The organism is Massilia sp. CT11-137 (assembly GCF_047302885.1).
Classification (GTDB): domain Bacteria; phylum Pseudomonadota; class Gammaproteobacteria; order Burkholderiales; family Burkholderiaceae_D; genus Telluria; species Telluria orientalis.
In genome coordinates this window covers 1,710,449-1,735,433 of the sequence record NZ_JBKYMP010000002.1, presented here as the reverse complement: position 1 = coordinate 1,735,433, position 24,985 = coordinate 1,710,449, and the positions used below count along the sequence as shown (strand labels likewise).

The following is a 24,985-nucleotide window of genomic DNA, read 5'->3' as shown; positions in this document are numbered from 1 at the left end:
TTGTGATGCCAACGTAAAGACGGACAGGCCGGCTACGCTGGCACGGAGGCCAGCAGGGAGTCTACGCCATCCGCTCAGGCCCTGGCGGCGCTGAGCATGCGTTCCACGTAGCGTGCGATGAGGTCGATCTCGAGATTGACCTTCTTGCCGGCGCGCAGGTGCTTCAGCGTCGTGACGGCGATCGTGTGCGGAATCAGGTTGATCGAGAAGCGGCAGCACTGGCTGCCGGCGGCGTCGATGTCCTCGACGCTGTTGACCGTCAGCGACACGCCGTTCACGACGACGGAACCTTTATAGGCCAGGTACTTGCCCAGGTCGCGGGGCGCGTCGACGACGAGCTTCCACGACTCGCCCACCTGCTCGAAGCTGTGCACGTCGCCGAGGCCGTCGACGTGCCCCGAGACGAGGTGGCCGCCCAGGCGCTCGGCCAGGGTCAGCGCCTTTTCCAGGTTCACTTCGCCCGGCTGGTCGAGGCCCACGGTGCGGTTGAGGCTCTCGCGCGAGACGTCGACGGCGAACGCGCTGTCCGTCTTTTCGACGACGGTCATGCAGGCGCCGTTGATGGCGATCGAGTCGCCCAGCGCGACGTCGGCCAGCGGCAGGCCGCCCGCGTCGATGTCCAGGCGCACGCCGGCATCCGCGCCGTCCGCCAGCGGGGTAACCGATTTGATGCTGCCGACGGCAGCGACGATTCCGGTGAACATGATCTCTTCCTTTGTTTTGACAATATCGGTGCGGTATTACGCGTGGCGGTTCGGATCCTCGTCCCGCTTGAACCGCGCCAGGATGCGCAGGTCCGGCCCGACCTGGGCCACGCCGTGGAAATGCAGCGGCAGCTTGTCGGACAGGTGCGCGAGCGGCGGCAGCGCGAACATCCCCTGCCCCGGGCCGACGAGGCTGGGCGCCAGGTAGACGAGCAGCTCGTCCACGCAGCCCTCGCGCACGAGCGACGCGTTCAGCTTGGAACCGGCTTCGACGTGCAGCTCGTTGATCTCGCGCCGTCCCAGCTCGCGCATCAGCGCCGGCAGGTCGACCTTGCCGGACGCATTCGGCAACATGAGGATCTCGTGTCCCAGCGCCTGCAGCGCCGCTTCCTTGTCCGCGTTCGGCACGGCGGCCACGATCCAGCACGGCTCGCCCTGCAGGATGCACGCGTCGAGGTCGATGTCGAGGCGGCTGTCGACGATCACGCGGCGCGGCTGCAGCGGCGTGTCGATGCCGCGCACCGTCAGCTGCGGGTTGTCGACCTTGATCGTGCCGATGCCGGTCAGGATCGCGCTCGCGCGCGCGCGCCACGCGTGGCCGTCCGCGCGCGCCTGGGGGCTCGTGATCCACTGGCTCTCGCCATTGTCCAGCGCCGTGACGCCATCCAGGCTGGCCGCCGTCTTCAGGCGCACCCACGGCCGCCCGTGGCGCATGCGCGTGAAGAAGCCGATGTTCAATTCGTGGGCCGGTTCGGCCAGCAGGCCCGCGCTGACCTCGATCCCGGCCGCTTCCAGCTGCGCCAGGCCGCGCCCGGCGACGAGCGGATTCGGATCGACCATCGCCGCGACGACGCGGCCGAGCCCCGCCTGGATCAGCGCGTTCGAGCACGGCGGCGTGCGGCCGTAATGGCTGCACGGCTCCAGCGTGACGTAGGCGGTGGCGCCGCGCACGTCGTTGCCGCGCGCCTGGGCGTCGCGCAGCGCCTGGATCTCGGCATGGGCCTGGCCGGCGGCCTGCGTGTGGCCGGCGCCGACGACGGTGCCGTCGCGCACGATCACGCAGCCGATGCGCGGGTTGGGCGCGGTGATGTACATGCCCTTCGCAGCCCATTCCAGGGCCAGCGCCATGCCGTCGGTATCGCTCTGTATCTGCACTCTCGTTTCCGGTCTCGCTACGTTGTGTTGCCAGGTTCGCACCGGCGGCGTCCCGCCGCCCGAAGGTTCACGCTGGCGGCCTCTCGCCGCCAAACGTCATGGCGCCGGTGCGCCGTCGCAACCCGCATCGCGCGCCGGATCGCACACGCGCGCCCGGCCCAGCATGTTGATTTTAATACGGCGGATGTGCCCGCCATGAAACAGCGACACCGTTCCCCAGCGCGCCGCCGCGCTGTTACCGTCGGCGCAACTGCGTCCCGCGCCATTGTAGGCGATATAGTACGGCCGTGCGACATTCGTGAAAGCGAAGTCGATGGCGATCCCCGGCGCCAGCGGCCCGTGCTCCGCGATCAGCTCGCCCTCCCCCGGCTGGCCGCCGCCGTCGCGGTCGCGGTCAGGGTCACCGAGCACTTGCCAGCCCAGGCGCCAGTCGGCCCCGAGCGGATCGCGCGGCACCACCTTGACGCGCCGCCCGCGCGCGAGCGCCTGCGCCCGCGCGAGGTCGATCGCCGCGAACAGGTCGCCGGTGGCCGCCTTCAGCTGCTGCGTCCGCACGAGATCGCGCAGGTCCGGCACGGCGATGGCCAGCACGATGGCGGACACGGCGAGGACGATGCCCAGTTCGGGCAGCGTCACCCCGTCCGCCCGCCGGGCGCGCCCGGGAATGGATGTCACGGCCAACATCGCACCTCCGGGTGTTCCGCGCCCTGGTGCCCGGTACTGTCGAGCGTCAGCGCACCGCAATCGGGATCGCGGAAGCGCATGTCGACGCGGGCCGTGCCGGGACGGGCGCGGATCTCGACGCAGTCCCCGATCTCGCGGCCGGGACAGGCATGCGCGTCGAGCTCGTAGGCGCTGGCGGACGCGCTCGAGCCCGACCACCACGCGAAGCCGTCCGCGCCGGGCTCGGTCGCCGAGAACTCGACATACGTTTGATGCTGGAGGCGGTAGCGCTCCTGGCGCTGCATGGCGTCGATCAGCGCCACCTGGCCCTCGACGCGCCTGACGCGCACGGTGTAGCCGGCGTAGGACGGGTATGCGAGCGCGCCAAGGATGCAGACGATGGTGAGGACGATCATCAGTTCGACGAGCGTGAATCCCGCGTCATGGCCGGGTACGGGCGTGCAGCTCGTCCCAGTTCGCGATCTCGCGCCAGCCGATCCGGCCGGCCGGAAGCCGGCGCTCCGGCGGCCGGGACGGCTGCCCATCGCCGTTGCCGCCGCCGCGTGCGTCCTCGTTGCCATTGTCATGTCCTTCATCATCGTCGTTTCCATGTCCGTGATCGCCTCCGGTACCACCCGCCGGCGGCGGCACCCGGACCAGCGACTGCAATACGACCCGCGTCGACGTCCGGGTCCCGAAGCCGATGGCCGTGACGCGATAAAAGCTGCCCAGTTGCGCCGTCGCCCCCGCCGCCGGCGCGATCCTTTCGATGACGTAGGCCGGCCGCCGCGCGGTCAAGCCCCCACGGCCGGCCGCCAGCACGGCGCCCGTGAACCGGCCATAGGGCACGAGCGCCGGGTTGCCGGCGTTCGCGAGGTCGAGCGCCTGCCACGCCGGCGGCGAACGCTCGCGGCACAGCCCAAGGTCGTCCGCGCCGCGGCCGCAGTCCTCCGCGAACGCCTGGCCGCCCGCGGGACCGAAGTGCGCGGTGCGCTCCGCCGGCACGCCGGCCGCGCCGGCAATGTCGTGCTCGGCGTCGCGCAGGGCCGCCTCGGCCGCCGCCTGCGCCACGTCGCGGTCGCGCTCGTTGCGCGCGGACGCCAGCAGGACGAATGCCCCGCGCGCGACGGCCACGCCGATCACCATCGTCGCCAGCATCATGGCCAGCGCGCAGGCGAGGGCCAGTCCGCGTTCGTGTGCGGGCGTTCTCATGATGGCGGCGCCGGCACCGCGGCCGTGAACGTGAACAGCCGCCGCTCGCGCCGGCGCAGGTCCGGCGTCATGCGGGCCTCGTCGAGCGAGCTGCCGGGATCGTCAACGCCCGCCGCGGTCGCATACCCGGTGCCCAGCAGGTCGTAGCGCGCGCCGCCGGGTGTACGCGTGGGACGGTTGCCGTGCAGCAGCAGGCCGACGCGTAGGCCGACGACGCGTTTCCAGTGCGTCCGCCGGTTGAACTCGGCCGGAGGCAGGCCGGCGAAGCCGGCATCGAGCGCGTCGATCCCCGTCGCGTTCACATAGCGGTTGGGGGTGCCGTCCGGCGGGTCGTCCGTATCGACGCCATACAGCACCTGGAAGCCGTCCACGCCGCTCACCACCGCGTCCGCGCTCCAGTGCGCGGCGCCGCGGTATTTGCAGTGCAGCTCGGCCTCGCCTTCACCGTTGCGCGCCACGTAGAAGATGCTCCAGCCCTCCTCGCCCGCCGCGACCGGGAAGCCGGCGCAATCGACGGCGCTGGCGTCGCCGGGAAAGCGGACGGCCAGCACGTCGCTGCCGTTGACGGCGGCCGGCAGCGGATCGTCGATGCCGGCCGTGGCGCGGGACAAGGTGCGCGCATCCAGTCCCGCGAGGCGGGCCGGGGCATTGTCCGCCGCAGGGTCGGCCAGCATGTCGGGGTCGACGGCGCCGGCCTGGCGTATGGCGCGGCCGATGAGGTCGATGGCGAAGCGTCCGCCGTCCTCCACGCCGCCCGACTCGGCCTGGGCCGCGTACGCGCCGTTCGCGAGCACGAGCAGACGTCCGGCCATCAGCACGATGCCGAGGCCGATCGTCAGCGCCACCATCAGTTCGACCAGCGTCAGGCCACGCTGATGGCGCAATGCGTTCATGGCGCCGCTCCCGCCAGCGGCATCATCAGCTTCGGCGCGCCGGTCTCGCGATCGTCTTGCGCGCGCCAGCCGAGCTTGACCACAACGGGCGCGCCGTCTTCCTCGTCGCAGGTCCAGGGCAACACGCCGGCCGCATCGGGCGAGCCCGCATCACGGCATACGCGCAGGCGTCCACCAGGGAAACCGGCAGCCACGGCCTCGGCCACTTCGAACACGTCGAAACGCGCCAGGTCGTCCGCGTCGCAGTCCGCGTCCGCATAGCACGGCGCCGGTGCGGTGGGCGCGCCGCCGCTGGCGTCGTAATCGAGATGGAGATAGGGGTTGTCGGACTGCGCCAGCGCGCGGGGATTGGCGCGCATGCGCTCGGCCAGCGAGCGCGCCAGGCGGGTGCCGTCGGACAGGCGGGCCGCGTCGCGCGCAGAGCGCACGGCCAGCGTCTGCAGCGCGGCCGCGCCGGCGATGCCGAGCGCGACGACGAACAGGGCGACAAGCACTTCGACCAGCGTAAAGCCCGCGCGCACGCTCAGTGAACCCGACAGCGACCGCATCGACGACCTCCAGCATTGCGTTGAACAGAGCTGAGAAGGTAACAGTCGAGCTCCGGCAAGCCGTGTGACGACTCAACCGTGAGGAGGGAACTAAAAACCGGGAAAAGTGACGCGCTTATTTACTCGATTACTTGCGCGGCTGGCCCACTTCCGCGATGGCTTCCTGGAACTCGGCCAGGTCTTCGAAGTTCTTGTAGACGGAGGCGAAGCGGATGTAGGCGATCTTGTCGAGACGCTTGAGTTCCTGCATCACGAGTTCGCCCACATGGCCCGTGTCGACTTCGCGCCGGCCGCTGGTGAGGAGTTTCTCTTCGATGGAGGCGACGGCGCGGTCGATGGCTTCGGCCGCCACCGGGCGCTTGCGCAGTGCGAGCATCAGGCTGCCGCGCAGCTTGGAGGATTCGTATTCGGTACGGCTGCCGTTCTTCTTGACGATGAACGGCATCGAGAGCTCGATCCGTTCGTACGTGGTGAACCGCTTGTCGCACGCGACGCAGCGGCGCCGGCGGCGGATGGCGTCGCCTTCCTCGGATACGCGGGTATCGAGGACCTGGGTGTCTTCATGCTGACAGAACGGACATTTCATGGGGCTTGTAGAGGGCGCCGCAAGGGCGCCCTCCCTATCGCATTACGCTTCGTAGACCGGGTACTTGTCGGTCAGTTGCTTGACTTCCGCCTTGACGCGCTCGATGGTCGCGGCGTCGTGCGGGTTGTCCAGCACGTCGGCGATCAGGTGGCCGACCTTGACGGCGTCGTCTTCCTTGAAGCCGCGGGTCGTGAAGGCCGGGCTGCCCAGGCGGATGCCCGACGTCACGAACGGCTTCTGCGGGTCGTTCGGGATGCCGTTCTTGTTGCAGGTCATGTGCGCCTGGCCCAGGATCGCTTCCGCTTCCTTGCCGGTCAGGCCTTTCGAACGCAGGTCGACGAGCATCACGTGGGATTCGGTACGGCCCGAGACGATGCGCAGGCCGCGGGAGATCAGGGTCTCGGCCAGTGCCTTGGCGTTCTTGACGACCTGCTGCTGGTAGGCCTTGAATTCCGGCGACAGCGCTTCCTTGAAGGCGACCGCCTTACCGGCGATCACGTGCATCAGCGGACCGCCCTGGATGCCCGGGAAGATCGCGGAGTTGATGGCCTTCTCGTGCTCGGCCTTCATCAGGATGATGCCGCCGCGCGGGCCGCGCAGCGACTTGTGCGTCGTCGACGTGACGAAGTCGGCGTGCGGGACCGGGTTCGGGTATTCGCCCGCGGCGATCAGGCCGGCGTAGTGGGCCATGTCGACCATGAAGTACGCGCCGACTTCCTTCGCCACGCGGGCGAAGCGTTCGAAGTCGATGCGCAGGGCGAAGGCGGAGGCGCCGGCGATGATCAGCTTCGGCTTGTGCTCGCGCGCCAGGCGTTCCATCTGCTCGTAGTCGATGTCTTCCTGCTCGGTCAGGCCGTAGGAGATGACGTTGAACCACTTGCCCGACATGTTCAGCGCCATGCCGTGGGTCAGGTGGCCGCCTTCGGCCAGCGACATGCCCATGATGGTGTCGCCCGGCTTCAGCATCGCGAAGAACACGCCCTGGTTCGCCTGCGAACCCGAGTTCGGCTGGACGTTCGCGGCTTCGGCGCCGAACAGTTCCTTCACACGGTCGATCGCCAGCTGCTCGGCGACGTCGACGTATTCGCAGCCGCCGTAGTAGCGCTTGCCCGGATAGCCTTCGGCATACTTGTTGGTCAGCTGCGAGCCCTGGGCCTGCATCACGGCCGGCGACGTGTAGTTCTCGGATGCGATCAGCTCGATGTGGTCCTGCTGGCGCTTGTTTTCCTTCTGGATGGCATCAAACAGTTCCGGGTCAACCTTGGCGAGCGTGTGATCTTTTGCAAACATGAAAAAACTCCAATCGATAAGAGAACCAGGCAACGGTCAGCGCTGAACAGGCGGGAGCCGAAACACATGCGGGGCAGCCGCGATACCAACGCGTACCAGTCGGTGGCTGCCCAGGCGAACGGCAAGTTTGAAATCTCACGTTCCCCGGTGGGTGCCCACCTTCGCCACGCGCCGGCAGGCCGATCGCTCCTGATCGGACGGCAGCGCACGGTTTTCGCCAGTCACGTGAGATGTAAATGGAACTCCGGATTGTACGGGATTGTGCGGCTGCCAGGCAAGGAAACCGATGCCGACCTGTCAACCCGGCTTCCGGCGCTGCCCCGCGTGGTCATTTCAGCTACAATCTCACGGTTACCACCTGCCAGGCAAAAACCAAAATGATCGTTTTCATCACCGGCGCATCGGCCGGATTCGGCGCCGCCATGGCGCGCACTTTCGTCAAGAACGGCCACCAGGTGGTGCTGGCGGCGCGTCGCAAGGACCGTCTGGAGGCGTTGGCCCGGGAACTGGGCGAATCCGCCCTGCCGATCGCGATGGACGTCACCGACAAGAATTCGATCGAGGAAGCGCTGTCGATGCTGCCGCAATCCTGGCGCCAGATCGACGTCCTGATCAACAATGCCGGCCTGGCCCTGAACACGAAGCCGGCGTACGAGGTGCCGCTGGAAGACTGGGAGACGATGATCGCCACGAACATCAAGGGCCTCGTCACGATGACGCACGCCCTGCTGCCGGCGATGGTCGAGCGCGGCAGTGGCCTGGTCATCAACATCGGCTCCGTGGCCGGCCGCACCCCGTATCCGGGCGGGAACGTGTACGGCGCCACCAAGGCCTTCGTCGAGCAGTTCACGCTGAACCTGCGCGCCGACCTCGCCGGCACCGGCGTGCGCGCGACGAACATCGCGCCGGGCCTGTGCGGCGGCACCGAGTTCTCGAACGTGCGCCTGCGCGACGATGCGGCCGCGGCCAAGGTCTACGAAGGCACGCAGCCGCTGACGGCCGAAGACATCGCCGAGACCGCCTACTGGGTCGCCTCCCTGCCGCCGCACGTCAACATCAACCAGATCGAGATGATGCCGACCTGCCAGGGCTACGGTCCGCTCAACATCAAGCGCAACCTGGGCTGACGCGCCAAGCACAAAAATCGGCCGACCGGCGAACGAATTGTTTTCGCTTTGTAACAGCGGCGCCGGCCAAAATGAAAAAGTGCTACAGTTGCTGGCTTGGCATGAGCCTCTCACATTCTCACGCCGGCCACTCATACCCAGGTATACGTACCCTGGCGCACATATAACGGGTATAAATGGCGTAAAATGTTTCCCATTTTCATTTATGGCAGCTGAAATGCCTTCAGTTTTCACCTGGACAGTTCGCGTCTATTACGAGGATACGGACGCCGGCGGCATCGTGTACTACGCCAATTACCTGAAGTTCTTCGAACGTGCGCGCACCGAATGGCTGCGTTCGCTCGGCATCGATCAGCAAACCCTGCGCGACGAGGGCGGCGCGCTGTTCGTCGTGCGCAATGCCAGCGTCGACTACGTCGCGTCCGCGCGCCTGGACGATGAAGTGAAACTGACCCTGAACGTGGAAAAGCTCGGCCGCGCGTCCGTCGAGTTCGCCCAGCAAGCCTGGCGCGGCGATACGCTGCTCGCCAGCGCCGACGTGAAAGTCGGCTGCATCGATGCCGTCACGATGCGTCCACGTTCCCTCCCCGACCTTGCCGCTGCTAAAATGCATGCCGCCTGATCATCCATTTGACCAAATATATATCCAATGAACGCAGTCCAAGACCTCTCATTCATTGAACTGATCCGCCATGCCCACGTGCTGGTGCAGTTGCTGATGGCCCTGCTGTTCGCGATTTCCCTGATGAGCTGGACATATATTTTCCGCAAGCTGTTCGCGATCCGCGCGGCACGCCGCCAGACGGAACAGTTCGAACGCAGCTTCTGGGCCGGCGGCAACCTGCACACCCTGCACCAGAGCGCCAGCAGCCAGCGCGACCAGAGCGGCCCGCTGGCCCGCATCTTCGAAGCGGGCATGGGCGAGTTCATCAAGGGCAAGCAAGCGTCGCGCGACGCGCTCGACATGGGTGCCGTGCTGGATGGCGCCCGCCGTGCGATGCGCGCCGCGTTCCACCGCGAACTGGACCAGATGGACACGCACCTGAACTTCCTGGCGTCGGTCGGTTCGGTCTCGCCGTACATCGGCCTGCTCGGTACCGTGTGGGGCATCATGAACGCGTTCCGCGGCCTCGCGAACGTGCAGCAGGCCACGCTGGCCACGGTTGCACCGGGCATCGCCGAAGCGCTGATCGCCACCGCCATCGGCCTGTTCGCCGCCATTCCGGCCGTGGTCGCGTACAACCGCTTCACCCACGACATCGACCGCCTCGCGATCCGCTTCGAAAGCTTCGTCGAGGAATTCTCGAACATCCTGCAGCGCCAGTCGCGCTGATCGCCGTCACGAGGAACCGACATGGCCTTCAACAGCAGCCTGCGGGGCAGCCGTCGCAAGCTCAAGTCCGAGATCAACGTCGTGCCGTACATCGACGTGATGCTGGTGCTGCTCATCATCTTCATGGCGGTGCCGCCGACGCAGAACCCCAGCGAGATCAAGCTGCCCAGCGCCGAGCGCTCGACGCAGCCGCCGGACGACTACATCCAGATCGCGATCAAGGAGAACGCCCAGCTGCAGATCGGCATCACGGGCAAGAATCCGCAGCCGCTGGAAGACGTATCGAGCCGGTCGACGCTCGTCACGCGCCTGCGCGACCTGCACGCCGAGCATCCGGATTATCCGGTCTTGATAGCTGGCGACCGCGACAGCAAATACGACGACGTCATCCAGCTGATTTCGGAAGCCAAGAAGATGGGTATCAACCGCGTCGGCCTGGCCACGAAGTGAAGACGAACTGATGTCAGCAACGAAGCAGACCAACATCGGCAACGGCGCGCCTTACAGCGTGCCGCCTGAACCGAACCGCTGGCCGGCCATCGGCCTGGCGGTGGGCGTGCACGCCATGTTGCTGGCGTTCCTGTGGATCGGCGTGAGCTGGCAGAACAATGCGCCCGTCGCCGTCGAGGCGGAAATCTGGGACGTGACGACGCAGACCGCCGCGCCGCCGCCCGCGCCTGCCCCGGCGCCCGAGCCGGAACCCGAACCCGAGACCCCGCCGCCGCAACCCGCGCCGAAAGCCGTGGAGCCGCCGCCCGTCGTCGAAAAACCGCAGCCGAAGGCGCCGGACATCGCCCTCGAGCGCGAGAAGAAACGCAAGGAAGAATTGAAGCGCAAGCAGATCGAGGAAGAGCGCGAACGCAAGCTTGAGGAACAGAAGCGCGCGGAACAGCAGCGCGCGGAAGAAAAGAAAGCGAAGGCGCTCGCCGAGAAAAAGGAACGCGAACTCGAAGAGAAGAAAGCCAGGGCCGACGCTGAAAAGAAAGAAGCCGAGCAGAAGAAAAAAGAAGAAGCGGAAAAGAAAAAGAAAGAGGAAGCCGAGAAGAAGAAAAAGGCAGCCGCCGAACAGAAGAAACTGGAAGCCGCCCGCGCCGAGGAAATGCGCCGCATCACGGGCGCGGCCGGCAATCCGACCAGTACGGGCACGGCCGAGAAATCGACGGCGCCGCGCATCGACAAGGGCTATACCGCGGCCATCACGGCCAAGGTAAAGGGCAATACGTCGTATGCGGGCAGCCTCGACGAACCGGGCAATCCGACGGCGACGTTCCGCGTCGAGCAGTTACCGACCGGCGAGATCATTTCGGTCAGGAAGATCAAGAGCAGCGGTGTGCCTTCATTCGACGATGCCGTCGAAAAAGGCATCACCAAATCGTCCCCACTGCCAAAGAAGAAAGATGGTACGGTAGAGCGTTCCCTCGTGATCGAGTTCCATATGAAGGATCTGCAGTGATCGCGTTCCGACCTTAACCATTGCTGAGAGAAACATGAAGAAACTACATACCCTGCTGTTTTCGGCCACCCTCCTGATGGGCGTGGCTGCACATGCCCAGCTGAAAGTCGAAATCGCCGGCGTGGGCAGCAACCAGATCCCGGTCGCAGTCGCGGCATTCGCCGACGAATCGGTGGCACCCGAACAGGTGTCCGCCATCATCCGCGCCGACCTCGAACGCAGCGGCGTGTTCAAGGTCATCGACGCGCGCCAGACCATTTCCGACACCGCCAACATCGACCTGGCCGCCTTCAAGGCCAGCGGTGCCGACGCGCTTGTCGTGGGCTCCGTGCAGCGTCTCGCGGACGGCCGCTTCCAGGTGCGTTATAAACTGCTCGACACCGTCAAGCAGTCGCAGCTGTCGCAATTGTCGGATGCCGTCACGGCGCGCAATACGCGCCTGGAAGGCCACCGCATCGCCGACGACGTCTACGAAAAACTGACCGGCGTGCGCGGCATCTTCTCGACCCGCATCACGTACGTGAAGCAGGACCCGGCCGCGCGCGACTACAAGCTCGTCGTGGCCGACGCGGACGGCGAAGGCGAGCAAGTCGCCGCGCACGGCCGCGAGCCGATCATCTCGCCGTCGTGGTCGCCGGACGGCACGAAGGTCGCGTACGTCTCGTTCGAACTGCGCAAGCCCGTGATCTACGTGCAGAACCTGGTGACGGGCCAGCGTACCGTCGTCGCCAACGAGAAGGGCAACAACTCCGCACCGGCCTGGTCGCCGGACGGCACGAAGCTGGCCCTCGCCCTGTCGAAGACCGGCAATACGCAAATCTGGATCGTGAACGCGGACGGCAGCGGCCTGCGCCGCGTATCGAACAGCAACGGCATCGACACCGAGCCGCAGTTCTCGCATGACGGCCAGTCGATCTACTTCACCAGCGACCGCAGCGGCGGTCCGCAGATCTACAAGATGAGCGTGAACGGCGGGCAGGCAACCCGCGTCACGTTCAACGGCAACTACAATATCAGCCCTCGTGTATCCCCGGACGGCAAGACGCTGGCGTGGATTTCGCAACGCGATGGGGGTTTTTCCCTGTATGCGATGGACCTGGCTTCCGGTCAGGAACAACGCTTGGCCGATGGGGCCACCGAACCGAGTTTTTCGCCGAACGGCAAATACATCATGTATGCGACGAAGGGTGGCGGGCGTACCGCATTGGCCGTGGTGTCGGTCGACGGACGTGTCAAGCAGCGCCTGAGCACCCAAGCGGGAAACATTCGGGAGCCCAGCTGGGGCCCGTTTATGAAGTAAAAACTTTTGACCAGGAGAAAAACCATGCGTAATGTAAAAAGTGTAGCGTTCATCGTGGCTGCTGCCGCCCTGCTGTCGGCATGCTCGTCGACCAAGCTGCAGGAAGCCCCGAAAGTCGAAGAAAAGCCGGTCGCTCAGGCAACGCCGCCGGCCGAACCGGCACGTGAAATCAAGCCGGTCGAAACCGGCAGCGTCGATCCGCTGAACGACCCGAAAGGCGTTCTGGCGAACCGCAGCGTGTACTTCGACTTCGACAGCTACGTTGTCCGTGACGACGGCAAGCCGGTCGTCGAGAACCACTCGGCTTACCTGACCAAGAACAAGCAGCGCAAGGTCCTGATCCAGGGCAACACCGACGAGCGCGGCGGCACCGAATACAACCTGGCCCTGGGCCAGAAGCGCGCCGAAGCCGTGCGCAAGTCGATGGCTGCCCTGGGCGTGTCGGACAGCCAGATGGAAGCTGTTTCGCTGGGCAAGGAAAAGCCGAAGGCCACCGGCCACGACGAAGCTGCCTGGGCTGAAAACCGCCGCGCGGACATCGTCTACCAATAATCGGGACGCTGTCTTGCCTGCCTGAGAGCTGGCGCTCCCGGCAGATTTGACAGCGGGGCGGGATGCGGTGCAGACTGCATCCCGCCCCGTTTCCATTTGGATTCCCTGGGAGCGTCGACAAACCTGCTGCGCGTTGCACTGCCGTCCTGCGATGCTCGCTGTACTGCTCGTACAGCTGCGCTTCTCGGCCGACATTGCGGCCGCTCGCGACGGTTTTTCGAGGCTCCCTTTAAGTTTAGAAAGAGTCATGATGATCAAACTGTCCCAGTTCCGCCTCGCCGCCGTCGCCCTCGCCCTGACCGCCTGGCTGCCCCTGCAGGCAAACGCCGGCCTGCTCGACGACGATGAAGCCCGCAAGGCGATCCTCGACCTGCGCGCCAAGGTCGATGCACTGGCACGCGACATCAACGCCCGCGTCGACACGAAGGCCGACAAATCGATCGGCGTCGACATGCTGAACCAGCACGAACAGACCATGCAGGAAATCTCGCGCCTGCGCGGCCAGGTCGAAGTCCTCGCGAACGAGGTCGCCAACGCCCAGAAGAACCAGAAAGACCTGTACGCGGATCTCGACGCCCGCATCAAGAAACTCGAACCGCGCCAGGAAACGATCGACGGCCAGACCGCCGAAGTCCTGCCGAGCGAAAAGAGAACCTACGACGGCGCGATGGACCTGTTCAAATCGGGCGACTACAAGGCCGCCGCCGGCGCCCTGCAGGAATTCGTACGCCGCTTCCCCGACTCGGCCTATGCCGCCAACGCCCAGTACTGGCTCGGCAACGCCTATTACGCGCAGCGCGACTACAAGAACGCGATCGCCGCCCAGGAAGCCGTCGTCGCCAACTACGGCACGAGCGCGAAGGCCCCGGACGCCATGCTCAACATCGCCTCCAGCTATACCGAACTGAAGGACAAGAAAAACGCCAAGAAGGCCTTGCAGCAGCTCGTGTCGAAGTTCCCGGACTCGGCCGCGGCGCAGGCAGCCAAGGACCGGCTGGCGGCGCTGAAGTAAGCCGTTTGACACGACCGCAGTTACCCCATATAATCTTGCTTCTTTCGGGTCGTTAGCTCAGTTGGTAGAGCAGCGGACTTTTAATCCGTTGGTCGCTGGTTCGAGCCCAGCACGGCCTACCAGAATTCAGCAGTAGCAAAGCAAGGCGTTACGAGTGATCGTGACGCCTTTTTTGTTTTGCGTTGCAGTTCTCTTCTCTTATCTGCTGTGCCGTTTTGCGGCGCAGCCGCCCATCTGTTACCACTGCGCGATGCAAAGACTTGCGTTTCGTCATTGGTCACTCTCGATTTAATAACTACAGTCAGAAGTTCGTCGCAAGTTAACGGCGCTCCGACAGCGCGGACCCGTACGAGGCGTTGTGGAACGGATTAGAGGCGCCTCCGGACTACGGTGAAATAGTAATGAGCCAAATTTAACCGAAACGTTTTTCGTTAAAATATCAAGGAGCTCACAATGCAGTTTAAAAAAATCATTGTGGCTGGAAGCGTTACCTTCGCAGCTTCCATGGCAACAGCTGAGTCGACACCAAAAGTAATCGATTTGGTCAAACTTTATGGACGTTTTGAAAAGCCGGATATACGTCCCTAGAGCTTATGGAGACCACAAAACAAGTACTAATTTCAGATATAGCGCTAGATGTCGGCCAATCATTCAGTGGCGATTCAATTCTGAAAATTGGTGCACACGCCGGCTCACAAGAATTGGCGAGGCTGACCGCCGCCGACGATGCTCAGGAAAACAAGCTAAAGGCCTTGCAAGCTGGTGCGAAATTCAAGACCATATGTGATTTGGCGTTCTCTTCAGGAACACAATATATGTCTTTTCAAGGCTGTGTTTTCAAATAATGCAGCTCAACATTACATTGAAGCCTGGCGTGCGTACACCATTCCGGCTAATGCAGATGTTGGCTCTGCATTCATGAAATTTTCGTTGCCGGTTGTTGTTTCCATATTCGCCACGTGCATGCCATGCGTAGCCGATGCAAGCACGTGCTACGGCACTGTCGGCAAAGGACGGCTTTCGGGAGGCGTGCAGTTACCGCCCCAAGGTGTTAATTTCGCCGCCTACAGCTCGACAGGTGTCGAGATGGGGCGAACCTATGTTCACGACCAGGTACGCCAGGTCATGCTGGAAGCGTATGCGAACGTGCGAACCACCTTACCCGACAGGACATACGTCTATGGAGAAACCGGACTCGCGCACGGAGGGCCGATACCACCTCATCGGACACATCAGGCGGGTCTCTCCGTCGACTTCATGGTGCCGGTTCTGGATGATGCGGACCGTTCGGTACCGATGCCGTCATCGCCCGCGAACAAATTTGGGTACGCGCTCGAGTTTGACGACCAGGGCCGGATTCCCGGCTATCGAATCGACTTCGATGCGATGGCCGAGCAGTTGTATCAGATTTCAATGACGTCCCGCCGGTATGGCCTCACCATCGCGCGCGTGATCTTCGATCCGCGCCTGGCGGAGAGGCTGTTCAACAGCAGCCGGCATGGCGCCGAACTGCAACGCATTCTGCCGTTCATGAAGGAACGTCCCTGGATCCGGCACGACGAGCATTATCACGTCGACTTCGGACTGTCTTGCCGGCCGCTCCGCGACTATCACGGTTAGGCAGTCATCGCACGCAACGCCCCGATATCGTCCGGATCGCATTTGAGCCTGTCGGCCGCCGCGCGGATCTTGCGGTAATAGATCCCGTTCCGCACGCCGCGATAATCCATGTACGCTTCCACGATCGGATCCGCCCGCTTTTCGCGCCTGGCCCGGTCGATCAACGCCTGCACGTAGCGCGTACCCATCTGAATATTGGTGGCCTCGTCGATGAACGCCGGGCTCGCGTGAAATGCATCCGCTTCGGCATACAGCGCAGGCTCCGCGCAGCGCTGGGTGGCCGGCTTGCACAGGTTATCGAGCCGGAACAGTTCGCGGTTCGCCACCTTCAGCAACTGCATCAAACCGCGTGCGCTGCTGCCTGCCGGCTGGGCGCACGAGTCGAAGCGCGATTCCATGTAGATCTGGCAGACGATCACCTCGTCCGGCAGGCAGGAGCGGTTGTTCTCGTGCACGAGCCGGCGGATCTCGCGCAGGCGCGCGAGGGGTTCGGTGCACACCATCTGGTCGGCCATGTCGTCACCTGTCTCGTTACGTCATGCGCTTCATGGTCTTACCCGTACCGCATGAGCAGTTTGCGCTCGCTCAGGCGGGGTGATCGATTGAACTCAAGTATCCTTTAGCCCTGCCCTCGATAATTTCCGTTTGGAATGCTCCCGTTCCGCCACCAAGGAATCCGACCGCCATGCCTCCCCTCGACCTTTCCGATACCCTCGTGGTCGGCATCTCCGCCACCGCCCTGTTCGACCTGGCAGAAGCCGACGCTATCTACAAAGCCAGATCCATCAAGAATCCCCAGAGCGCACTGGAGGAATACCGCGCCTACATGCTCGAGCGCGAGAACGAACCGCTGCGCGACGGCACCGGCATGGCCCTCGTGCGCGCCCTGCTCGGCCTGAACCGCTATGCGCCGTCCGAATCGAAGCCGCTCGTCGAAGTCGTCGTCATGTCGCGCAACAGCCCGGAGACCGGTGTCCGCGTCTTCAACAACATCCGGTCGCGCGGCCTGCCGATTTCGCGCCATGCGTTCACCGGCGGCGAGTCCGTCGTCGATTACCTGGACGCCTTTGCCGTCGACCTGTTCCTGACGACGAATGTCGAAGACGCCCAGCGCGTGATCGATGCGCAGGCCTGCGCCGCCGCGGTCCTGAAGCCGCCGCCGCACGCGGCCGAGGCGCCACCGGAAGACCAGGTGCGCATCGCCTTCGACGGCGATGCCGTGCTGTTCGACGATTCCAGTGAACTGGTCTACAAAACCGAGGGCCTCGACCGCTTCCACACGATCGAGGACGAGAAGCAGAACGAACCGATGAAGGACGGTCCGTACGCGATCCTGCTGCGCCGGCTCGCGCGCCTGCAGGAACGGCTGCCGTTCGGCGCGGACGTGTCGCCGGTGCGCATCGCGATCGTGACGGCGCGCAGCGCGCCGGCAGAGATGCGGGTCATCAATACCCTGCGCCACTGGGGCGTGTACGTGAACGAGATCTTCTTCCTCGGCGGCGTGCCGAAGTCGAAGGTCGTCAAGGCATTCCGCGCGCACCTGTTCTTCGACGACCAGGACCTGCACCTGGACCCGGCCGCGCGCCACGTTCCGTCCGGACGCGTACCCTACCGCTCGGACTCGCCGCTGTTCTCGCCATTGCCGCTCGACCTGATCGCGGAACCGCCGGTGCTGGTCGAAAAAGTGGAAGCCAGCTGACCCGGAGCCGCCGCTCCACGTACTTCAAACCGGGCGGCGGCCACCGCCCGGCCATCTTCTCCCACCAGCTTCACTTCATGCTCGCCCGGCAGCGGCGCCCACGTGGCGCCCCTGTCGGCCGGGCCGGCATCCGCGCCGTCGAGTTCCCAGCGCAGGCCCGCGCCGCCGTAGGCGCGCAGGCTCACGCGCTGCAGCGGTGCCGGGATGTCCGGATCGAGCGCGATGACACTGTCCGCGGCCGGATACACGATGCGCGGCGCGCGCTTCGCCGGCGGCAGCATCTCGACCAGCGCGACTTCCGTGCCGCGCACGAACCATTCGCCGCGCTCGGGCTCCACGGCCGGCGCGAAGCGGACCGTCTGGCGCACGATGCCCGGCGGGGCGGCGGGCGGCCGGCTCGGGCGGTCGCGGTGCAGGTAGTCCATCACGTCGCGCCACACGGGCGCCGCGCCCGACACGCCGGACACGTCCCACATCGAGCCGCCGTCGAAATTCCCGACCCACACGCCGACCGTGTAGCGGTCCGAAAAGCCCACGCACCAGTTGTCGCGCATGTCCTTGCTGGTGCCCGTCTTGACGGCGCTCCAGAATCCGGTGGCGAGTTCGTTGGAAAGGCCGAACGTCGTGCTGCGGGCCGCGCGGTCGGACAGGATGTCGGCCACGATGAAGCTGGCGCGCGCATCCAGCACGCGTCGTTTGCCGTCCTGCACGCCGCCGTTCGCGAGCGTGCGATAAGCGTGCGCGAGTTCCAGCAGGCTGACGTCGCCCGAGCCCAGCGCCAGCGACCAGCCGTAGAACTCCGGCGCCTCGGTCAGGCTCGTGATGCCCAGCTGCCGCAGGCGCTCGTGAAAGCGCTCCAGTCCCGTCAGCATCAGCGTGCGCACCGCGGGCACGTTCAGCGAGCCGGCAAGGCTCGTGCGCACCGACGCCGCATCGCGGTACTGGTGGTCATAGTTCTGCGGCACATACAGGCCGCCGACGGTCGGAATGTCGACGGGCGTGTCGTCCAGCAGCGACGCCGCCGTCAACTGCCCCCGTTCCAGCGCCAGCTCGTACAAGAACGGTTTCAGCGTGGACCCGGCCTGGCGCAGCGCCGTCACGCCATCCACTTCGCCGGCGCCGCCGTTCGCGACATACGCCAGCACGTCGCCGCTGGCGTTGTCGATGACGATCACGGCGCCGTCGCCGACGTTGCGTTCGGCCAGTTCGGCGAGGTGGCGGCGCAGCGCGGCGACGGCAAAGCGCTGCAAGCTTGCGTCGAGCGTGCTGCGCACGACGCTGCCCGAACTGGAGCCCACTGCGCCGCCGAGGCGCCGCACGAACTGCGGCGTCACACCCGTCGGCGCGGATACCGGCGCGGACGCGGTGCGCGCGAACGCCGCGTCGACTTCCCACTCGATGGCCGCGCAATCCGTGCGCGGTTCGAGCTCACCCGCGAGCTCGCGTGCGAGCGCGCAGGCGCGCCGGGCGACCGTCCGCGGCGGCGCCGTCGGTGCGCGCAACAGGCTCGCGAGGATCGCGGCCTCGCCCGCGTCCAGCCCGGACGGCGCCTTGCCGAACAGGTTGCGCGCGGCGGCGCCGATGCCTTGCAGCTCGCCGCGATAGCTGGCCAGGTTCAAATAGGCTTCGAGGATCTGGCGCTTGCTCCAGCCGGCTTCCAGTTCGCGCGCGGCGAGCGCCTGGTCCCATTTGCGCGCCCACGTGCGGCCCTTTGACCGCGGGGCCAGCTTCGGATCGAGCAGGCCCGCGAGCTGCATCGTGATCGTCGACGCGCCCCGCGTGCGCTGCTGGCCGCTGCTGAACAAATTGTCCCACGCAGCCTTGCCGATGGCCTGGAAGTCGATGCCGCCGTGCTCCATGAAGCGCTGGTCCTCGGCCTGCAGCACGGCGCGGCCGAGCGTGGGCGAGATGTCGTCCAGCGCCACCCAGCCGAGCCGCCGGCCCGCCATGTCCACACGCACCGTGGCGAGGGTCTCGCCGTGGCGGTCGAGCAGCGTCGTGTCGGACGAGCGCCAGGCTGCCTTCACTTCCTGCGGCGTCGGCACGGCGGCATGCACCGGCATCGCCAACACCAGCAGCAACCAGAGCACATACTTCATCACTGCACCGTCATCCCCGCGTTCGGCACTTCGCCGAACATCTCCGGCGCGTACATGGCTTCCACGCGCGTGGTGGGCAGCGCGAAGCGGCCCTCGTTGTTCAGCCGCACCGTGTACTCGACGGTGAAGCGGCCCTTCGGCACCCATTCGTAGTACGCGCGGTAGCCGGTGTGCAGGCGCTCCTCGAACGCCGGCCACGTCCAGCCGGTGCGGCGTTCGCCGGCCGTCGCGATCTGCGAATCGCGGCCCAGGCCCGAACCGAGCACGCTGGCGCCGGCCGGGATCGGATCGTCGACGACGACCCACGTCATGTCCGATTGCGCGTCGATGTCGAGGTGGACGCGGTAGACGTCGCCGCGCGACCACGTGCCCTTGACCTTCTGTTCGACCGGCGTGACGGTGCGTGCGATGCGGTAGCCGGACGACAGCGGCGCCTTCAGCGGCACGGCCGCCAGGCTCTGGACCGTCGCCCACGGCTTGCCGCTGCCCAGCTGGCGCATGGTCAAGGTGCCACGGCCCTGCGGCCAGGCCTGCAGCACGGTCGCGGGCACGGTCCCGGTCCAGCTGACGGGTTTTGCATCCGCGCCCGTGACGACGAGATTGGCGCTGCCCGTCACCGGCTCGCGCTCGTAGGTCTCGGAGAAGCGCTTGAGCGCGACGGTGCCCCAGGCGTTGGCCGTCGTCGTGTCCCAGTGGCCGTGCTGCTGGCGGCCCAGGGCGCCGCGCGCGAGGCGGCCGGCGTCGGCCTTCCACGCGGGATCGTCCAGCGTCGCCAGCAGCAGGCGGTTGGCGTTCACGTCGACGGACGTCATGAGCCACCACCAACCGTCCGCGCGCTCCGTCGAAAAGCCCATCGTCGTGCCTTGCAGGTTCAGGCGCGCGCGCAGAACCTGGCCGGCCTGCGCGAGGCGCTGGTCGCGCTGCGGCAGCGCCGGCGTGCGTTTCAGGATCAAATACCAGTCGATGACGGCGGACGTGGGCCACAGGTTCGGCCGCACCTCGATCGAGTCCAGCAGGGCCGGCTGAATCTGCGTGTCGCGCGACAGCGCTTCCAGCGCCGCCAGCTTGCGCACGGCCAGTTCACCCGTCGCGCGGCCGCTGCCGCGCACGATCTTCCCTTCGACGAACGCGGCGAGGCCCGCTTCCATGCGGCCGCGCAGCTCGTCGGGAATCGCGTAGCCCGCTTCATGCGTCACGGACAGCACATAGGCCGTGAGCACGTCGCTGCCCTGGTCCATCGGCGCGAAATACTTGACGAGACCATCGCCGTCCAGGTGCGACGGCAAGGTCGTGACGACCGTGTCCCACATCGCCTTGTCCTGCAGCGCCACGGCGCGCGACGTGCGCTGTTCGAAGCACGTGTACGGGTACGCCGTCATGTAGTCGCGCACGCCCGGCAGGTCGCTGCCGAGGCGCGCCTGCAGGGTCGTGCGGATGCCGCCGCGTCCCGGCAGCGCGTCGGCCGGGCGCTCGACGGGCATCGTCTTCGTGCCGTCGATCTGCACGAGCGTCGCCTGCAGGGTGCGGACCGGCACGGCGACGTTCACCTGCTGCGTGACGCGCATGCGGTCGCTCGCGCCCTCGCCTGCCGCCATGACGTCCCACTGCAGCTTCGCCGCGCCTGCCGGCACCGCATAATCCCAGCCCGCTTCGCGCGATTCGCCCGGCGCGAGCACGACGTCCTGGCGCGGCAGCGCCTGCGCCCTGCCGCCATCGGCCGCCACGCCGGCATCCAGGCGGATGGCCAGCTGCCGTTCGGACGCGTTGCGCAGCGTGAACCCGGCGCGCAGGCGGTCTCCTTCGCGCACCTGCGGCGGCAGGCCGGAGACGAGCATCAGGTCCTGCGACGTGCGGATGTCCGTGCCGCCCGTGCCGAACCGGCCCGCGCCGCTGCTCGCCACGGCGACGACGCGGAACGACGTCAGCGAATCGTTCAGCGGCACGTCGACTTTCGCCTCGCCGTTCGCATCGAGGACGACCTTGCCCTTCCACAGCAGCAGCGTCTCGAACAGTTCGCGCCCGGCGCCGCGGCCGCCGCCCCCGCCGTGCGGGAACGCCTTGCGGCCGAAGTGGCGCTTGCCGACGACCTGCATCTGCGCCGTCGACGTCTCCACCTGCAGGCTGCGCTCGTGCATCATCGTCTCGAGCAGATTCCAGCTCGTGTTGGGCATCAGTTCCAGCAGGCCGGCATCGACGGCGGCCACGGCGACTTCCGTGCCGGCCGCCGGCCGCGTGCCGTCCGGGTCGCGCACGCGGATGGTCACCCGCGCACGTTCGCGGACCTTGTACACGGGCTTGTCGGCCGCGACGTCGACCTTCAGTTCGTGCCCCTTCCAGCCCACGCGGATCGGCGCGATCCCGAGTTTATAGGCGGGCTTGCCCAGGTCGACGAGCGCCGTCGGCTGCACCCCCGCCACGCGCCCGCGCACGACGAGGGCCGACACGAACACGTTCGGCGCATAGCTCGCTTTCACGGGAATCGAGATCGTCTGGTCGCGGCCGGACAGGCGCCGCACGTACGTGTCGAGGATGCCCTCGCGCTCGACGGTCACGAGCACGGTCGCGCGGCGGAACGGGCTGCGCACCTGGAAGCGCGCCTGCTCGCCCGGCTCGTAGCGCTTCTGCGCCGGCAGCAGGTCGATGCGGTCGTGGTCCGCGTTCGCGAACCACTGCTCTTCATCGCCCGCCACGTAGACTTCGCGGTGCGTGGCCGCCACGCGCTGCTGCGGATCGGTCGCTCGGGCGCGCAGGATCAGGTCACCGTCAACCGGCGCCTTCACGTCGCACACGAGCAGGCCGCGCGTGTCCGTCGTGCCGCTGCACGCCTCGCCGATGCGCTTGATCTCGGCGCTGTGCTCGTAGGCGTAAAAGCCGCCGACGAGACGGCGCCGGTGCGAATACGTCGCGCGCTTGAGCAGGTCGACCGTCACCGGCACGTTCGCCACCGGCTTGCCGGCGACGTCCAGCACGACGGTCTGGAATTTCAGCGCATCGCGGCGCAGCAGCCAGCCATCGGGCTTGATGCCGACGACGTACGCGGATGGCCACAGCGGCACGCGCGTGGAGACCGTCAAGGTCTCGCCGTTGGCGTCCTGGTACGACAATTCCGCCAGCAGGCTTTTCGGGCGCTCGATCGCCGGCAGCTTGTCGACGACGATGCGCGCGCCACCCGCGCGGTCGAGCTGCGGGCTCTGCGTGCGCGCCACTTCCTGGCCGGGCGTGCCTTCCGATGCCGTCTCTTCCTCGCCCTCGCTACCCTGGTCGACGACGCCCTCACGCACATCGCCCGCACCCAGCGCGAACTCGTCGTGGTCGGCGAACTGCACGCCGGTATCCTGCACGACGCTGCGCAATTTCACCGGTGCGAGACCCGCCGGGCCGCCGGACAAATAGCTCACCTGCGCATCGAGCGTGACGGCCCGCGGCGCCACGGCGGGATGCTTCGGTCCCGCCAGTTGCGCCTTCATCGTCGGCACGCGGAATTGCTCGACACGGAAATCGCCCGCCACCTGGCCGCCGATCAGCACGTCGTACCCGCCGAGCTTCGCTTCCGCCGGGATCGCCCACTCGCCTTCGGCGCTGCCGTTCGCGTCCCAGCGCAGCGGGAATTCGACCTTTTCGCCGCTGCCCTGGTGGACGAGGAAGCCGCGCGCCGGCAGCGCCGTCTTGTCCGTGCCAAGTTCCTGCGCGCGCCAGTCGCGGAGCGCCGATGGCGCCGGATCCTTCGCGCGCACGAAGGCAAAACCCTGCTGCGTGCGGCGGCGCAGGTAGTGCTTCATGTGGACGGTTTCGCCGGCGCGCAGCAGGGTACGGTCGAATACGGTGGCGACGATGCGGCTGTCCTCGTCGCGGCTGCCCGTGGGCAGGTTGAAACGCCATGCCTCGATGCCCTGCTGCCAGTCGGACAGGGTGAACGTGAAGTCGTCGCCGCGCGCGGCCGTCACGACGTAGATGTCGCCTTCCTTGCAGCGCGCACGCGGGAGCGCCTGGCGGATGCGCGCGATGCCGGCGGCGTCGCTCGTGCCGCTCCACAGCAGCCGTGCGCCGCAGTCGCGCACTTCCACGCGGGCGCCCGCGACGGGCTGGCCCTTGTCGAGCGACGTCACCCACACGAGCGACGATTGCGCGCCGAGCTTGAAGTGCGCGGCGAGATTCGTGACGAGGGCCGCGCTGCGCACGTAGGCCGTGCGGCCCTTCGGATTCAGCGCGGCGCCCAGGCGCGGGCTTTCCAGTTCGACGGCGTAGAAGCCGGGCTGGCGCAGCGGGATGCCGATCACTTCGAACGCGCGCCGGCCGAGCGGTTTCGGGAGCGTGAAGCGCTGCAGTGCGTCCGGCCTGGCGCCCTTGAAGATCGACACCTTCAGCTGATCGCCTTCCGGCTGGCTGGGATTCAGCCCGCCATGCGGCCCCGCGACCTTGCGCAGCCACGTGAGCACGTCGGCCGTGCGGCTGGCGTCGAGGCGCATGGCGACGCCGTTCGTGTGCACGCGGCCGGCCAGGCGCGCCTCGACGTTGCGCACGGTGACGGGCAGCAGGCGGTCGCCGTTCGCCTCGATGATGCCGAACGGCGCCGCGAACTTGACGAGCGGCGGCTGCTCGCCCGTGCGCACGGCGAGCGGGAAGCGGCCCGCGTTGACGAGGGACCGACCCGCATCGTCGCGCAGGTCGGCCGGCAGGTGCAGTGTGAATCTTGCCTGTTCCGGGAACGGCCCCGGCACGCTGGCCTGGTCCACGAACCCCGGCGTCTGCCCGCCTTCCTTGTCGATGCGCGCCGGCCAGCGCTTGCCGCCGGGCCCTTCCAGGTAGACCCTGGCCGCGTCGGCCGCGCGCACGGGCGCGCTGAAGTCCACGCGCATCGGCTGGAACGGAATGCACTGGGACCGCGCGTTGACTTTCTCGCAGTTGAAGCGGGCCGTGAAATCGGCGCGCGTCTTGAACGAGAGCGTCTGGTCCTCGGCCGTCGCGATGCCGTTCGGCGCAGCCACGCCGGCGCCCCAGACGAGCGCCACGTCCGCATTCGACGGCAACGTGCGGCGGCATTGCAGCACGACGATGCGGGCCAGGCGGCCGGCCTTGTCGTCGGCGCGCAGCTGCGCGTCCGGGTACGGTCCGATGTCTTCCTTGCCGCGGTCCTCGGCGACGATTTGCCGCACGAACCAGCGGGACGTAGCCAGCACCTGTGCGCGCTGCTCGCCCTGCACCAGGGTCACGCCGATCTTGTCGCTGGCGCCGTCCGCGCGGCACCACGCCTGTTTCAGGATGCTGTCGGCCGACGCGGGCGCGGACAGCGCGAGCACGAAGGCCTGTTTCTCGTCGATGCCGGACGCCCCTTCGTGCGGCAGCGTCTCCAGCACGGCCGGGCCGCTCGTGGCAACCGTGAATGCCTGTGGCCCCGCCAGCGGCTGGCCGGCCAGGTCGCGCACGTTGGGTTTCAGCGTGAAACGGCAGCTCGTGGCACCCGGCAGGTCGCGTTCGAAGTCATAGCTCCACGTCTGCGCATCGACCCAGCGGCCGCTGCCCGGCACGGCGCACGCGACGTCGAACGGCGTCTCGGCGCGCAAATCGCCGAACGCGACCATCGGCTGCGAAAAACGTGCCACGGCCTGGCGCACGCGCCGCACCTGCCCTTCGGGCGAAAAACCGGAGACAGCGGTCTGCGCCCACGCGCCGGACCAGCAGCACAACAAGACGAAGCACAGCAGGCGGCGCAGGACGGCCATGGTTTCTCCCGGGAGATGG

General features: G+C 66.7%; 23 protein-coding genes, 1 tRNA gene and 1 riboswitch. Of the genes, 12 read left to right on the top strand and 12 right to left on the bottom strand.

Annotated elements, in window-relative coordinates; all coding sequences use genetic code 11:
* Window positions 1-74: 74 nt before the first annotated feature.
* The 9 genes from ACEN98_RS24405 to glyA all read right to left on the bottom strand — a co-directional run bounded on the left by ACEN98_RS24405 (window position 75) and on the right by glyA (window position 7,051).
* A complete protein-coding gene (locus tag ACEN98_RS24405) occupies window positions 75-704 on the bottom strand; it encodes a riboflavin synthase (RefSeq protein WP_413387490.1) in 630 nt (209 codons plus the stop codon).
* Window positions 705-740: 36 nt separating this feature from the next.
* Window positions 741-1,859: a bifunctional diaminohydroxyphosphoribosylaminopyrimidine deaminase/5-amino-6-(5-phosphoribosylamino)uracil reductase RibD gene (ribD, locus tag ACEN98_RS24400; protein ID WP_413387489.1), complete on the bottom strand. Its 1,119-nt coding sequence runs from the start codon at window positions 1,857-1,859 to the stop codon at window positions 741-743.
* Between the two features lie 96 nt (window positions 1,860-1,955).
* Entirely contained in the window at window positions 1,956-2,543 is a 588-nt protein-coding gene (locus ACEN98_RS24395; protein WP_413387488.1) for a GspH/FimT family pseudopilin, read from the bottom strand.
* Window positions 2,531-3,067 carry a type IV pilin protein gene (locus ACEN98_RS24390; RefSeq protein WP_413389077.1) on the bottom strand — a complete coding sequence of 179 codons (537 nt, stop codon included), beginning with the start codon at window positions 3,065-3,067 and terminating at the stop codon, window positions 2,531-2,533. The genes ACEN98_RS24395 and ACEN98_RS24390 overlap by 13 nt, the downstream gene beginning before the upstream one ends.
* A complete protein-coding gene (locus ACEN98_RS24385) occupies window positions 2,964-3,734 on the bottom strand; it encodes a PilX N-terminal domain-containing pilus assembly protein (protein ID WP_413387487.1) in 771 nt (256 codons plus the stop codon). The genes ACEN98_RS24390 and ACEN98_RS24385 overlap by 104 nt, the downstream gene beginning before the upstream one ends.
* Window positions 3,731-4,627 carry a PilW family protein gene (locus ACEN98_RS24380; protein WP_413387486.1) on the bottom strand — a complete coding sequence of 299 codons (897 nt, stop codon included), beginning with the start codon at window positions 4,625-4,627 and terminating at the stop codon, window positions 3,731-3,733. Before ACEN98_RS24380 ends, ACEN98_RS24385 begins: the two co-directional genes overlap by 4 nt.
* A complete protein-coding gene (gene pilV, locus ACEN98_RS24375; RefSeq protein ID WP_413387485.1) occupies window positions 4,624-5,175 on the bottom strand; it encodes a type IV pilus modification protein PilV in 552 nt (183 codons plus the stop codon). The genes ACEN98_RS24380 and pilV overlap by 4 nt, the downstream gene beginning before the upstream one ends.
* Before the next feature lie 127 nt (window positions 5,176-5,302).
* Window positions 5,303-5,761 carry a transcriptional regulator NrdR gene (gene nrdR / locus ACEN98_RS24370; protein WP_056127307.1) on the bottom strand — a complete coding sequence of 153 codons (459 nt, stop codon included), beginning with the start codon at window positions 5,759-5,761 and terminating at the stop codon, window positions 5,303-5,305.
* A 42-nt stretch (window positions 5,762-5,803) separates the two neighbouring features.
* Window positions 5,804-7,051, bottom strand: a complete 1,248-nt coding sequence (gene glyA, locus ACEN98_RS24365) for a serine hydroxymethyltransferase (RefSeq protein WP_413387484.1) — start codon at window positions 7,049-7,051, stop codon at window positions 5,804-5,806.
* A 101-nt stretch (window positions 7,052-7,152) separates the two neighbouring features.
* A riboswitch (ZMP/ZTP riboswitch) is annotated at window positions 7,153-7,286 on the bottom strand.
* A 142-nt stretch (window positions 7,287-7,428) separates the two neighbouring features.
* On the opposite strand from glyA, the gene ACEN98_RS24360 reads away from it, so the two are divergent.
* The 11 genes from ACEN98_RS24360 (at window position 7,429) to ACEN98_RS24310 (ending at window position 15,448) form a co-directional block, all read left to right on the top strand.
* Window positions 7,429-8,178: an SDR family oxidoreductase gene (locus ACEN98_RS24360; protein ID WP_413387483.1), complete on the top strand. Its 750-nt coding sequence runs from the start codon at window positions 7,429-7,431 to the stop codon at window positions 8,176-8,178.
* 217 nt (window positions 8,179-8,395) lie between these two features.
* Window positions 8,396-8,800, top strand: a complete 405-nt coding sequence (gene ybgC, locus ACEN98_RS24355) for a tol-pal system-associated acyl-CoA thioesterase (protein WP_413387482.1) — start codon at window positions 8,396-8,398, stop codon at window positions 8,798-8,800.
* Between the two features lie 27 nt (window positions 8,801-8,827).
* On the top strand, window positions 8,828-9,511 hold the full coding sequence (gene tolQ / locus ACEN98_RS24350) for a protein TolQ (protein WP_036237603.1): 684 nt from the start codon (window positions 8,828-8,830) through the stop codon (window positions 9,509-9,511).
* Window positions 9,512-9,532: 21 nt separating this feature from the next.
* Complete coding sequence (locus ACEN98_RS24345; RefSeq protein WP_056127297.1) at window positions 9,533-9,961, top strand: biopolymer transporter ExbD; 429 nt, start codon at window positions 9,533-9,535, stop codon at window positions 9,959-9,961.
* 10 nt (window positions 9,962-9,971) lie between these two features.
* On the top strand, window positions 9,972-10,964 hold the full coding sequence (gene tolA / locus ACEN98_RS24340) for a cell envelope integrity protein TolA (protein WP_413387481.1): 993 nt from the start codon (window positions 9,972-9,974) through the stop codon (window positions 10,962-10,964).
* Between the two features lie 34 nt (window positions 10,965-10,998).
* Window positions 10,999-12,264, top strand: coding sequence for a Tol-Pal system beta propeller repeat protein TolB (gene tolB / locus ACEN98_RS24335; protein WP_413387479.1), 1,266 nt, complete (start codon window positions 10,999-11,001; stop codon window positions 12,262-12,264).
* 24 nt (window positions 12,265-12,288) lie between these two features.
* On the top strand, window positions 12,289-12,816 hold the full coding sequence (pal, locus tag ACEN98_RS24330; protein ID WP_371767975.1) for a peptidoglycan-associated lipoprotein Pal: 528 nt from the start codon (window positions 12,289-12,291) through the stop codon (window positions 12,814-12,816).
* A 250-nt stretch (window positions 12,817-13,066) separates the two neighbouring features.
* Entirely contained in the window at window positions 13,067-13,828 is a 762-nt protein-coding gene (gene ybgF / locus ACEN98_RS24325; RefSeq protein WP_413389076.1) for a tol-pal system protein YbgF, read from the top strand.
* Window positions 13,829-13,874: 46 nt separating this feature from the next.
* Window positions 13,875-13,950 (top strand) — tRNA-Lys (locus ACEN98_RS24320).
* Window positions 13,951-14,421: 471 nt separating this feature from the next.
* Window positions 14,422-14,673 carry a hypothetical protein gene (locus ACEN98_RS24315; protein WP_413387478.1) on the top strand — a complete coding sequence of 84 codons (252 nt, stop codon included), beginning with the start codon at window positions 14,422-14,424 and terminating at the stop codon, window positions 14,671-14,673.
* Between the two features lie 73 nt (window positions 14,674-14,746).
* Window positions 14,747-15,448 carry a penicillin-insensitive murein endopeptidase gene (locus ACEN98_RS24310; protein WP_413387477.1) on the top strand — a complete coding sequence of 234 codons (702 nt, stop codon included), beginning with the start codon at window positions 14,747-14,749 and terminating at the stop codon, window positions 15,446-15,448.
* Here the strand turns inward: ACEN98_RS24310 and ACEN98_RS24305 are convergent.
* Window positions 15,445-15,963: a lytic transglycosylase domain-containing protein gene (locus tag ACEN98_RS24305; protein ID WP_413387476.1), complete on the bottom strand. Its 519-nt coding sequence runs from the start codon at window positions 15,961-15,963 to the stop codon at window positions 15,445-15,447. The two genes, ACEN98_RS24310 and ACEN98_RS24305, sit on opposite strands and share 4 nt — an antisense overlap.
* Before the next feature lie 170 nt (window positions 15,964-16,133).
* On the opposite strand from ACEN98_RS24305, the gene ACEN98_RS24300 reads away from it, so the two are divergent.
* Window positions 16,134-17,147: a 5'-nucleotidase gene (locus tag ACEN98_RS24300; protein WP_413387475.1), complete on the top strand. Its 1,014-nt coding sequence runs from the start codon at window positions 16,134-16,136 to the stop codon at window positions 17,145-17,147.
* Here ACEN98_RS24300 and pbpC read toward each other — a convergent pair.
* Complete coding sequence (pbpC, locus tag ACEN98_RS24295) at window positions 17,057-19,246, bottom strand: penicillin-binding protein 1C (protein WP_413387474.1); 2,190 nt, start codon at window positions 19,244-19,246, stop codon at window positions 17,057-17,059. The genes ACEN98_RS24300 and pbpC overlap by 91 nt on opposite strands.
* Window positions 19,246-24,966: an alpha-2-macroglobulin family protein gene (locus ACEN98_RS24290; RefSeq protein WP_413387473.1), complete on the bottom strand. Its 5,721-nt coding sequence runs from the start codon at window positions 24,964-24,966 to the stop codon at window positions 19,246-19,248. Before ACEN98_RS24290 ends, pbpC begins: the two co-directional genes overlap by 1 nt.
* Window positions 24,967-24,985: the final 19 nt, after the last annotated feature.

Excerpts from the sequence above, each read along its gene's own strand:
- ACEN98_RS24405 (WP_413387490.1), bottom strand. The coding sequence starts at position 704 with ATGTTCACCGGAATCGTCGCTGCCGTCGGCAGCATCAAATCGGTTACC.
- ACEN98_RS24395 (WP_413387488.1), bottom strand. The coding sequence starts at position 2,543 with ATGTTGGCCGTGACATCCATTCCCGGGCGCGCCCGGCGGGCGGACGGG.
- ACEN98_RS24390 (WP_413389077.1), bottom strand. The coding sequence starts at position 3,067 with ATGGGCAGCCGTCCCGGCCGCCGGAGCGCCGGCTTCCGGCCGGCCGGA.
- ACEN98_RS24385 (WP_413387487.1), bottom strand. The coding sequence starts at position 3,734 with ATGAGAACGCCCGCACACGAACGCGGACTGGCCCTCGCCTGCGCGCTG.
- ACEN98_RS24380 (WP_413387486.1), bottom strand. The coding sequence starts at position 4,627 with ATGAACGCATTGCGCCATCAGCGTGGCCTGACGCTGGTCGAACTGATG.
- pilV (WP_413387485.1), bottom strand. The coding sequence starts at position 5,175 with ATGCGGTCGCTGTCGGGTTCACTGAGCGTGCGCGCGGGCTTTACGCTG.
- nrdR (WP_056127307.1), bottom strand. The coding sequence starts at position 5,761 with ATGAAATGTCCGTTCTGTCAGCATGAAGACACCCAGGTCCTCGATACC.
- glyA (WP_413387484.1), bottom strand. The coding sequence starts at position 7,051 with ATGTTTGCAAAAGATCACACGCTCGCCAAGGTTGACCCGGAACTGTTT.
- ACEN98_RS24360 (WP_413387483.1), top strand. The coding sequence starts at position 7,429 with ATGATCGTTTTCATCACCGGCGCATCGGCCGGATTCGGCGCCGCCATG.
- ybgC (WP_413387482.1), top strand. The coding sequence starts at position 8,396 with ATGCCTTCAGTTTTCACCTGGACAGTTCGCGTCTATTACGAGGATACG.
- tolQ (WP_036237603.1), top strand. The coding sequence starts at position 8,828 with ATGAACGCAGTCCAAGACCTCTCATTCATTGAACTGATCCGCCATGCC.
- ACEN98_RS24345 (WP_056127297.1), top strand. The coding sequence starts at position 9,533 with ATGGCCTTCAACAGCAGCCTGCGGGGCAGCCGTCGCAAGCTCAAGTCC.
- tolA (WP_413387481.1), top strand. The coding sequence starts at position 9,972 with ATGTCAGCAACGAAGCAGACCAACATCGGCAACGGCGCGCCTTACAGC.
- tolB (WP_413387479.1), top strand. The coding sequence starts at position 10,999 with ATGAAGAAACTACATACCCTGCTGTTTTCGGCCACCCTCCTGATGGGC.
- pal (WP_371767975.1), top strand. The coding sequence starts at position 12,289 with ATGCGTAATGTAAAAAGTGTAGCGTTCATCGTGGCTGCTGCCGCCCTG.
- ybgF (WP_413389076.1), top strand. The coding sequence starts at position 13,067 with ATGATCAAACTGTCCCAGTTCCGCCTCGCCGCCGTCGCCCTCGCCCTG.
- ACEN98_RS24315 (WP_413387478.1), top strand. The coding sequence starts at position 14,422 with ATGGAGACCACAAAACAAGTACTAATTTCAGATATAGCGCTAGATGTC.
- ACEN98_RS24310 (WP_413387477.1), top strand. The coding sequence starts at position 14,747 with ATGAAATTTTCGTTGCCGGTTGTTGTTTCCATATTCGCCACGTGCATG.
- ACEN98_RS24305 (WP_413387476.1), bottom strand. The coding sequence starts at position 15,963 with ATGGCCGACCAGATGGTGTGCACCGAACCCCTCGCGCGCCTGCGCGAG.
- ACEN98_RS24300 (WP_413387475.1), top strand. The coding sequence starts at position 16,134 with ATGCCTCCCCTCGACCTTTCCGATACCCTCGTGGTCGGCATCTCCGCC.
- pbpC (WP_413387474.1), bottom strand. The coding sequence starts at position 19,246 with ATGAAGTATGTGCTCTGGTTGCTGCTGGTGTTGGCGATGCCGGTGCAT.
- ACEN98_RS24290 (WP_413387473.1), bottom strand. The coding sequence starts at position 24,966 with ATGGCCGTCCTGCGCCGCCTGCTGTGCTTCGTCTTGTTGTGCTGCTGG.